We start from the raw sequence: 9750 nt of genomic DNA on the forward strand, positions 1-9750 counted from the left end.
CGGCCCCTACCGTCGCGTGCCAAGCTCCGCATAGTTCGGTCCGGCGTCAATGACACTCTCAGGAGGCAGCGATGAAAGGCATGTACATGCATTTCGCAAGATGTCTCCCTTCGGCCATGGCCTGACGCCGCCGAAGGGCGGCCTTCCACATCCCGAATTTGAGCAAGAGGAACGCGGTTCGCGTGAGCACCGCGGGTGTCATCATGTATGTGCGGTTTGTCACGCCGCTGATCCATCCGGCGAGCCGTGTGGAGACCGGCTTCTTCCGGGCGTCCTGGTATCTGTACCGGAACGGCTGCCCGAACTGGATTCAAAGTGAACTGGAAGATCAGTTCGACTGGTTCAACCACCACCTGCCCAGTCCGGGAAGAGTTGGCCGGCATTTCAAGCGCCGCAACTCCATCTGGGGCGTCTGCTGGTTCAATCCGGACGCCAGAGAGGCGATCAGCCGGGCGCGCTATTGCGCCTGGTTGATCGAAGAAGGCGGCTTGCCGGTGCGGTCGATTACGTCTTCGCACCAGCGCGAGGTTCTGTGGCGCGACGCGCACCAGATTGTTGCCAAGCCGACCGCCGATCTGCCGAAGGCATTCGTCTGAGAGGGGGGAGCGGAGCATCACACCCCCTCCGCGATGATTTCCCGCCCGATCAGCCAGCGACGGATTTCGCTGGTGCCGGCACCGATCTCGTAGAGCTTGGCGTCGCGCAGCAGCCGGCCGGTCGGGTAATCGTTGATGTAGCCGTTGCCACCCAAAAGCTGGATGGCGTCGAGCGCCATCAGGGTCGCCTTTTCGGCGGCGAAGAGAATACAGCCGGCAGCATCCTTGCGGGCCGTCTCACCGCGATCGCAGGCGGCGGCTACGGCATAGACGTAAGCGCGCGCCGCGTTCATCGTCGCATACATATCGGCCAGCTTGCCTTGCACCAGCTGGAATTCGCCGATCGGCTGGCCGAACTGCTTGCGTTCATGCACGTAAGGTATCGCCACGTCGAGGCACGCCGCCATCAGCCCGATTGGGCCGCCGGCCAGCACGGCGCGTTCGTAGTCGAGGCCCGACATCAGCACCTCGACGCCGCGCCCTTCCTCGTGCAGCACATTGTCGAACGGCACTTCGACATTCTCGAACACCAACTCGCCGGTGTTTGAGCCGCGCATGCCGAGCTTGTCGAGCTTTTGCGCCACCGAAAAACCGGCAAAGGCCTTTTCGACGATGAAAGCGGTGATGCCGCGCGAATGGAGTTCCGGATCGGTCTTGGCGTAGACGACCAGCGTCTCGGCATCCGGCCCGTTGGTGATCCACATTTTGGTGCCATTGAGCACATAGCGGTCGTTGCGCTTTTCGGCGCGCAGGCGCAGCGACACGACATCGGAGCCGGCACCCGATTCCGACATCGCCAGTGCGCCGACCTTCTCGCCGCTGCAGAGCGAAGGCAGATATTTTTCCTTCTGCGCCTGCGTTGCCCAGCGGTTGATCTGGTTGACGCAGAGGTTGGAATGGGCACCGTAGGAGAGGCCGACCGAGGCGGAGGCGCGCGAAATCTCCTCCATCGCGACAACATGGGCGAGGTAGCCCATGCCGCTGCCGCCGAAATCGGGATCGGCGGTGATGCCGAGCAGGCCAAGCCCGCCGAGCTCCGCCCACAGATGTGCCGGGAATTCGTTCGAGCGGTCGATTTCGGCGGCGATTGGTGCGATCTTTTCCTGGGCAAAGCGCCGCACCAGGTCGCGCAGTGCCTCGATGTCTTCGTCAAGCCCGAAGTTGAGCGTATGCGTGTACATGCCGTTCCTCCCGGCGCACGATCCCGAAAATCGGGATCGTGCGCGAAATCAAGTTGCTAGAGCGTCCTTTGCGCGCCCGAATAGGGGCGCGGCGTCGTGGCTCGTTGACGCGCCATCGGTCTTTGCTCCAACAAGGCGCATTGTCATTGCTAGATATGTAGCGGTGACTTCGGCGATCGACAGCCGTTCGCCCGGCCGGAACCAGACGATGACGCCGGTCATCATCTGGATCAGCGCCATCGCGGTGAGCCCTGTGTCTTCGATGCTGAACAAGTCCGCTTCGACGCCGTCGCGCAGGATGGCGCGCAGCTCCTTCTCGTAGGCCGTGCGCATGCGCAGGATCTGTGTGAGTTTTTCGTGCGACAGGCTGCGCAGCTCCATGTTCGAGACATGGGTGGAGTGGCGGCGTTCGATATGGAAAGTGATGTGGTTTTCGACATAAGCGGCAAGCCGCGCTAACGGATCGGCGCCGACAGGGCGTGTTGCGCGCCACGCCTCGATCAGGCCTTCCATATGCTCGCGCATCAGGGTGAACAGAAGGTCCTGCTTGGTCGGGAAGTAGCGGTAAAGCGCCGCTGCCTGCACGCCAACCTCGGCCGCCAGCTGGCGCATCGACATCGCCTCGTAGCCGAGACGCGCAATCAGGCTGATCGCCGCCTCGCGGACCGCAGCTTCGGTCTTCTCTCCGTCGGAACCGGTCGTACGCGCCATGACAAGCCGCCTTTTTGTAGACAATAAAACAAACGTTCAATTAATTCAAGGACCGAGGCATGTCCGGGCAGGGCATTGGCTTCAGGTTTTCTCTATCTGCACCCTGGAGATTTTATGCGATGGAAGCGAATGAGCGGGATCATGCCTTGCTAGGCAACAATCCTGAAACCCGGGGACATGTCGCGAGCCTCGATCTCCTCGACATCGACCTTCGAAACCGCTGCCCCTGGCGGCCCTTGCCAAAGCCGTTCGATCATTGTCGAGACCGCCGCACCGGTCCCTGCAATCAAGGCGGTCACCGAGCCGTCAACTTCGTTGCGCACCCACCCGGCAAGGCCAAGCGCCGACGCCTCGCGCCGCGCCCAAACCCGGTAGCTGACGCCTTGCACCTTGCCATAAATGCGTACTTGCACCGTCCGGTCGGCCATCGCGCTCTCCATCCTCTGACTCGAGTCTGGCGCATCGCTGTGCAAATTCAACCGCGCTGCCGCCGGTCAGCCACATAGGGCGAAGGCGCTTCAATTCCCCCGCGCTGCTGCCAGTGCGCCAGGCAGTTCCTCGGCAAAGATGTCGAGTTCGTGGTCGAGGCCGACGCTGACGCGGATGCAGCGGTCGAGCACCGGCACCATCGGCTTGCGGATGAAGACGTCGCGCGACAACAGCGCCTGCAGCACTTTTAGCGCGAAAGCGCCGTCGCGGCCGCAGTCGATGGTGACGAAATTGGTCGCCGAAGCCAGCGGCTTCAGCCCGTTCGCCTCAGCTGTTCCGGCGATGCGCCGGCGCCCGGCGGCGACCCGCGCCACCACGCTCTCCAGCCAGGCCTGATCGGCAAGCGCCTCGACACCGGCGATCTGCGCCATGCGGCTGACGCCGTAATGATTGCGGATCTTTTCGAAATCGCGAATCACCTGGGCCTCGGCCACCGCATAGCCGCAGCGTATGCCGGCCAGCCCATAGGCCTTGGAGAAGGTGCGCATGCGGATGACGTTCGGCTGCGCCACATCGATCGGCGGCAGCGCTGAGGCTGGCCCTAATTCGCCATACGCTTCGTCGAGCACCAGCATTGTGGTCTCCGGCAAGGCCTCGATGAAGCGGCCAAGCTCGGCGGCTTCCCACCAGCTGCCCATCGGATTGTCCGGATTGGACAGGTAGACCAGTGGCGCCTTTTCCCTGGCCACTGCCGCCAGCAGGCCGTCGAGGTTTTCCCGATCGTTCTCGTAGGGCACTGCGACCAGCCGGCCGCCGACGCCGGCAACATGAAAGTTGAAGGTCGGATAGGCGCCGAGCGAGGTCACCACCGCGTCGCCGGGCGCCACATACATGCGCCCAACCAAGCTGAGCAGCCCGTCTATGCCTTCGCCGATGACGACGTTTTCGGCGCCGACGCCGAGATGCCGGGCTACGGCTACCTTCAAATCGTAATTGTCGGGGTCGCAATACATCCACATGTCGCCGGCAATCTCGGCCATGCGGGCAACGACGCGCGGCGAAGGGCCAAAGCTGCTCTCATTGGCGCCGATGCGGGCGCGAAAGGCGCGGCCGCGGTCGCGCTCCTGCGCCTCAGGTCCGACAAACGGCACCGTGGAGGGAAGCGCGTCGATGAGCGGCGTAAGGGGAGGGCGCATGGCAAAGGCTCGTTCAAAAAGGGGCCTTCTTGCTAGCCTGCCGGCTGAGCCTGCGCAAGTTCCGCGGCCAGCGGCAACGGTCAGGCTGGATTCTCCCGGACCATTTTGCTAGCGAGACATGATGAGCAACCGACTGCCACCCGCCTGGTCCAAGCACATAAAGTCCCGTTCGGCCCCGAAAGTGGAACCGCCGAAGGCGAAACCGCCGTCGCGCGCGCAGGCCGACGATGCTCTGCTGAAACAGGCGTATGGCTTACAGCAGGCCAGGCGGTTGGCTGAAGCGGAGGAACTGTGCCGTCGCGTGCTGGAGCGGACGCCCAACCATCCCTTGGCTTTGTATATCATGGGCACCCTATTCGTCGGGCTCGACGATGAAATGGCCCTGCGATATTTGGCCCGAGCCGTCGGCGAGGAGCCTCAAAACCCCTTTTATAACCTTAGTCTGGGTGAGGTTTATCTAAAAGTCAGCGAATATTCGCCCGCGATCAGGCATATTCAGCAAGCTTTGAAGTTGAAGCCCGATTTGCTGGAAGCGCTTTGCGCATTGGGACGCGCTTACGTCGAATTCGACAAGGCTGACATGGCTGTGCCGGTTTACGAGAGAGCGCTCAAGATCAACCGCGATCATCCTCGCGTTCGGACAGGACTGGCCAGCGCACTCACCGGTCTCGGTCGCGTGGACGAAGCCGAAGTCTATCTGAAAGAAGCGATCGAACGTCGCATCGCGATGCCCGCTGCCTATAGCGAGCTTGTGCATACGCGCAAATTCACCGAAGAGCCGGCCGAACTTAAGTCCATCCTGCGCGAACTGAGCTACCCAAAACTTGACCCCGAAAGTGCGATGAGACTTCATCACGCAGCCGGCAAGGTGCTGAACGACCTTGGGCGCTACGAAGACGCGATAGATCATTTCAAGAAAGGCAAGCAGGCCGCAGGCTATAAGTTTGACCTGGAAGCCTATCGCCGCTGGGTCGACTCTACGATCGAGCTCTTCAACCCGGACATGGTGGCTGCCAAGGCGGGTCACGGAAGCCCATCGGAAGTGCCCGTGTTTGTATTGGGAATGCCCCGGTCAGGGACCACCCTGACCGAGCAGATTTGCGCGAGCCACCCGGATGTTCGCGGCGCAGGAGAACTGAGCAAGCTAAGGCGAGCCGCAAATGCTATCGGCCTCACGAAGGTTCCGTCACGAGCCTTGGGCCAATCGATTGTGCCGATCACCCCTGACGTGTCCAAAAGGTTGGCCGAGGAGCATTTGTCATACCTTCATGAGCGTGCGCCGACCGCACTTCGCGTCGTCGACAAAATGCCCCAGAATTTCGAACTGATCGGTCTAATAGGCCTTCTCTTTCCCAACGCGCGGATTATTCACTGCCGCCGCGACGCAATCGACAATTGCCTCTCGTGCTTTTTCCAGAATTTCTCCAAGGGACACAGCTACATCGCCGACCTGCAGACGCTCGGGCTGTACTACCGTGAATATGATCGCCTGATGCGACATTGGGACAAGGTTTTTCCAGGACGCATCTTCGAAAACCGCTACGAGACGCTGGTTGCGGATCAGGAGGCACAATCGCGCCGTCTGATCGATTATCTTGGATTGCCCTGGGACGATGCCTGCCTGCGCTTCTTCGACAAGGAGGGATCGGTCAACACGGCCAGTCGCTGGCAAGTCCGGCAGCCGATCTACAGTTCATCTGTCAAGCGCTGGAAAAACTATGAGAGCGCAATCCAGCCGCTGATCCAATCGCTCGGCGATCTCGCCGGTGCCTGAGTTCCACGCCCGGCGGCAACGGTCAGGCTGGATTCTCCCGGACCATTTTGCTAGCGAGACATGATGAGCAACCGACTGCCGCCCGCTTGGTCCAAACACATAAAGTCCCGTTCGGCGCCGAAAGTGCAGCCGTCGAAAGTGAAATCGCCCTCGCGCGCGCAAGCTGACGACATGCTGCTGCGACAGGCGCTCGAACTTCAGCAAGCCAAGCGGCTCCCGGAGGCGGAGGAATTATGCCATCGCGTTCTCGCGCGCACGCCCAACCACCCGCTTTCGCTCTACATCCTCGGCACGTTGGGGCTCGGTGTCGACGATGAGTTGGCTCTCAAATATTTTGCGCGGGCAGTAAGCCAGACGCCTCAAAATCCATATTTCCACCTTAGCCTGGGAGAGGCCGGTCTGAAGCTTGGCGACAGCTTGCTTGCGATCAGGCACTTGCAGCGCGCCTGCGAATTGAAGCCCGATCTGGTGGAAGCGCTTTGCGGACTGGCGCGTGCCTACGTCAACTTCGACAAGGCCGAGATGGCTTTGCCCCTTTACGAGAAGGCGCTGAAGATCAACGGCGACCATCCCATGGTCCGGATTGGTCTGGCTGGTGCGCTCACCAGCCTCGGCCGCATGGACGAAGCCAGAGCCTATCTTGACCAGGCAATAGACCGTCGTGTCGATGTTGGGGCGGCCTACAATTACCTGGTCGACACGCAAAAGTTCACCGAAAAACCTGCCGAGCTCGATTCTATTCTGCGCGAACTCTCCAATCCCAGGCTCGAACCGGTTGCTGCATCGCAGCTCCATCACGCGGCAGGCAAAGTGCTGAACGATCTTCAGCGCTATGAAGAGGCGATGGATCACTTCAAGAGGGCGAAAAAGGCCGCTGGTCACGATTTCGACCTGGAGTACTACCGCCGAAGCGTCGATTCCATGATCGAGATATTCAGCCCGTCACTATTGGAAGCCAAGGCTGGCCACGGCAGTCCGTCCGAAGTGCCTGTGTTTGTGCTGGGCATGCCCCGGTCGGGGACGACGCTGACCGAGCAGATCTGCGCGAGCCATCCGGATGTCCATGGCGCCGGGGAGCTTACGAAGCTGCGGCGAATCGCGAACTCGATGGGCTTTAGGACACTGTCGGATGAGGACCTGCGCAGTTCGATCATGTCGATGACGAGGGATCAGTCGAGGGCACTGGCCGAAGAATACCTGTCTTATCTGCGCCGGCACGCGCCTGCCGCGCTCCGCATCGTCGACAAGATGCCGCACAACTTCGAGTTTATCGGCGTGATTGGAATTCTCTTTCCCAACGCACGCATCATTCATTGCCGGCGCGATGCTATCGACAATTGCGTCTCCTGCTTCGTCTTGCATTTCACCAAGGACCACGGCTACAACGCCGACCTTGAGACACTCGGCCTGTACTACCGCGAATATGATCGCTTGATGCGGCACTGGGACAAGGTCTTTCCCGGACGTATTTTCGAAAGCCGCTATGAGACGCTGGTTGCGGATCAGGAGACGCAAACGCGCCGTCTCATCGATCATCTCGGCTTGCCTTGGGACGATGCCTGCTTGCGCTTTTTCGAGAGGAGCGGGTCGGTCAATACTCCCAGCCGCTGGCAGGTGCGGCAGCCGATCTATAATTCATCCGTCAAACGCTGGAAAAAGTACGAGAGCACGATCCAGCCGCTGATTCACGCCTTGGGCGACCTGGCCGAGATTTGAACAAGTGTTCGGCAGGCCGAGGTTCACCATGACTTGCTGCCGGGATCCTTTGATCCTGTAGGCCAGCACCGCAGATCGTGCCAAGGTTTTCATTTCTTGTACGTCCGACAAGCGGCGAGGCGAGCATTGCAATAGCTCAGCTCAGCCCTGCGATCGATGTTCAGCGGTAGCCTGCATTCATACATCGAGAGTTGATGGCAGCGTCCCCATAAGAAAAAACCCGGCGGTCGGCCCGCCGGGTTCGATCTCAAATCAGGCTGGGACTGTTAGAATGAGCGCTGGAAGCGCAGCATCCCGCCGACGCTGTCCTTGTCGTCGGCATTGGTCCAGTTGCGATCGTAGGCTTTGTCAAACTGGCCGTCGCGGGCCCAATCGACTTCGGCAGTGATCGTGAGACCGGGAACGATATCGTAGGCAATGTTCGCAGCGACGCCGTAGTTTTTGTCGTCGTCAGCCGAGGCCTGGAGATTGAACGAGGTCTTCTCGTTGATGGTGTAGGTGCCACCACCCCAGACTGCCCAGTTGCCGCCCCACTGCTTGTAGAAGTTGCGGTCGATGTTGTCGTCAGAGCCGTAGCCGGCCATGATGAACAGTGTCAGGTTCTGTATCGGTGTAACGTCGACGCGAACCTTGCCGGCCCACTCTTCCCAAGTGCTGTCATAGGCGGCGACACCGGTGATTGAGCCCCAGCCCTGCGTGTATTTGATACCGCCGACGACATACGGGACATAGCTGTCGATGGAATCATTGCCGCTGTTGCTGTCCTGGAAAATGCCAGGATCCGCGGCGGCACTGCCCGACCCGGTTTCCAACGAAGCCACGGCCGAGAAGCCGTTTCCGGCATCGAAGTAATACTGGACGACATTGGTGTCGAAGCCGCCGTAGGGGACCAGCGTATCCTGGATGACATTGCCGGCGTAGCCGATGAAGGTATCGAAGGCCGATTCGTCCTTACCGACGCGTAGACCACCGAGCTGGACCCAGGCAAAGTTCAGCGAAACGCTCGTACCGCCGTTAAAGTTGTCATCAAGGTAGTCGTTGTGGTTGCCCCAGTTGAAGCGCGTCTCGGTGTAGGTCTTCAAGGTGCCGAGCTCGGTTTCCTGGCCGGTCCAGGTCTTCAGCGTGAAGCGGGCGTGCTTGTAGTAGGTATCCTGCGAGTCGCCGTCCTGCTGATCGGTGGTCTTTGCACCGTCGAATGAGCCGACGTCGCCGATGCCGATGTCATAGCGAACATAGCCGCCGATGCGCAGGCAGGTTTCGGTGCCGGGGATGTAGAAGTAGCCAGCGCCGTAGACGTCGCAGATCTTGACGTATTCAGCGGGTTCCGGCTCGGCGACGACGACGGCGTCGGCGGCGCGCGCACCGGAAACTGCGATCAGTGCCGCAGCGGAGCCGAGAAGCAGGCTCTTGATGTTCATTTTCTGACCTCCAGTCAAAAGTTAAAAAACGGGTCTGGGTATTCTTTGCTGAAGGACAGCGTTCCCTGCCCCATCCCCACTACCGAAAAAGATGCGCACCGCGCCGCTCCTTCAAACCCGACATTACCCATGAGACGGCGGCGTTCAACCACGATCGTACCGGCAAAAGGTTTGTGTTGGCGCTATACCCCGGCGTTGTTGCACAAATGACACGATTTGGCCTCACTCCGAAAGCTCCCGTTAACCAACAGCCCTTCGCAAGCCGTTGCAAACGGTGGATTCCGGCGATGGTCGGCCAGAAATGTGACCATGGCCCGAGTCGCGAACCAGGGAATTGCCGCAGAATCGCCACATCGCGGGGCGGCGCTTTGGCGAAGGGTCGATTTTTCAAGGATAATAGCGCCAGCTTGTTGATTGTGCCGGCGCTTTTCTTTATCCACCGGCGCAACGGAGAGGTGGCCGAGTGGTCGAAGGCGCTCCCCTGCTAAGGGAGTAGAGGTCAAAAGCTTCTCGTGGGTTCGAATCCCATCCTCTCCGCCATCCTGCTTCGCGCTGCGCGCTTCGCAGGACAAGTCCAGCGAAACCCTCTCCGCGTGAAGCAGGATGCCCTCCGAAGCCGTAGCGAAGGAGGGCCGCTAGCCCCGAAAACCCCCGCTGCGCGCTTCGCAGGACAAGTCCAGCGAAACCCTCTCCGCGTGAAGCAGGATGCCCTCCGAAGCCGTAGCGAAG

General features: G+C 60.5%; 8 protein-coding genes and 1 tRNA gene. 4 read left to right on the plus strand and 5 right to left on the minus strand.

The window, feature by feature from the left end; translation table 11 throughout:
• Positions 1–182: 182 nt before the first annotated feature.
• Positions 183–596, plus strand: a complete 414-nt coding sequence (locus tag AC0L2Y_RS05810) for a hypothetical protein (protein WP_473554507.1) — start codon at positions 183–185, stop codon at positions 594–596.
• A gap of 17 nt (positions 597–613) precedes the next feature.
• On the opposite strand, the gene AC0L2Y_RS05815 is transcribed toward AC0L2Y_RS05810, so the two are convergent.
• From AC0L2Y_RS05815 to AC0L2Y_RS05830, 4 genes are all read right to left on the minus strand, one after another.
• Positions 614–1777, minus strand: a complete 1164-nt coding sequence (locus AC0L2Y_RS05815; protein ID WP_352490883.1) for an isovaleryl-CoA dehydrogenase — start codon at positions 1775–1777, stop codon at positions 614–616.
• A 48-nt stretch (positions 1778–1825) separates the two neighbouring features.
• On the minus strand, positions 1826–2488 hold the full coding sequence (locus AC0L2Y_RS05820; protein ID WP_473554509.1) for a TetR/AcrR family transcriptional regulator: 663 nt from the start codon (positions 2486–2488) through the stop codon (positions 1826–1828).
• 149 nt (positions 2489–2637) lie between these two features.
• Complete coding sequence (locus AC0L2Y_RS05825) at positions 2638–2916, minus strand: acylphosphatase (protein ID WP_473554512.1); 279 nt, start codon at positions 2914–2916, stop codon at positions 2638–2640.
• Positions 2917–3006: 90 nt separating this feature from the next.
• Entirely contained in the window at positions 3007–4113 is a 1107-nt protein-coding gene (locus AC0L2Y_RS05830; RefSeq protein ID WP_473554514.1) for a pyridoxal phosphate-dependent aminotransferase, read from the minus strand.
• Positions 4114–4234: 121 nt separating this feature from the next.
• On the opposite strand from AC0L2Y_RS05830, the gene AC0L2Y_RS05835 reads away from it, so the two are divergent.
• The gene (locus tag AC0L2Y_RS05835; protein WP_473554515.1) at positions 4235–5887 is read left to right on the plus strand and encodes a tetratricopeptide repeat-containing sulfotransferase family protein; all 1653 of its coding nucleotides are present in this window, start codon (positions 4235–4237) and stop codon (positions 5885–5887) included.
• Between the two features lie 63 nt (positions 5888–5950).
• Positions 5951–7603 (plus strand): tetratricopeptide repeat-containing sulfotransferase family protein, encoded by a 1653-nt coding sequence (locus AC0L2Y_RS05840; RefSeq protein WP_473554518.1) that lies wholly within the window; start codon positions 5951–5953, stop codon positions 7601–7603.
• 266 nt (positions 7604–7869) lie between these two features.
• On the opposite strand, the gene AC0L2Y_RS05845 is transcribed toward AC0L2Y_RS05840, so the two are convergent.
• Entirely contained in the window at positions 7870–9021 is a 1152-nt protein-coding gene (locus AC0L2Y_RS05845; protein WP_352471037.1) for a porin, read from the minus strand.
• A 449-nt stretch (positions 9022–9470) separates the two neighbouring features.
• Between AC0L2Y_RS05845 and AC0L2Y_RS05850 the strand changes: the two genes are divergently transcribed.
• Positions 9471–9561: transfer RNA gene (locus tag AC0L2Y_RS05850), tRNA-Ser, on the plus strand.
• Positions 9562–9750: the final 189 nt, after the last annotated feature.

It is taken from the genome of Mesorhizobium sp. WSM4830, from assembly GCF_055811495.1.

Coding starts and splice junctions, on each gene's coding strand:
- AC0L2Y_RS05815 (WP_352490883.1), bottom strand. CDS start 1,777: ATGTACACGCATACGCTCAACTTCGGGCTTGACGAAGACATCGAGGCA.
- AC0L2Y_RS05820 (WP_473554509.1), bottom strand. CDS start 2,488: ATGGCGCGTACGACCGGTTCCGACGGAGAGAAGACCGAAGCTGCGGTC.
- AC0L2Y_RS05825 (WP_473554512.1), bottom strand. CDS start 2,916: ATGGCCGACCGGACGGTGCAAGTACGCATTTATGGCAAGGTGCAAGGC.
- AC0L2Y_RS05830 (WP_473554514.1), bottom strand. CDS start 4,113: ATGCGCCCTCCCCTTACGCCGCTCATCGACGCGCTTCCCTCCACGGTG.
- AC0L2Y_RS05835 (WP_473554515.1), top strand. CDS start 4,235: ATGAGCAACCGACTGCCACCCGCCTGGTCCAAGCACATAAAGTCCCGT.
- AC0L2Y_RS05840 (WP_473554518.1), top strand. CDS start 5,951: ATGAGCAACCGACTGCCGCCCGCTTGGTCCAAACACATAAAGTCCCGT.
- AC0L2Y_RS05845 (WP_352471037.1), bottom strand. CDS start 9,021: ATGAACATCAAGAGCCTGCTTCTCGGCTCCGCTGCGGCACTGATCGCA.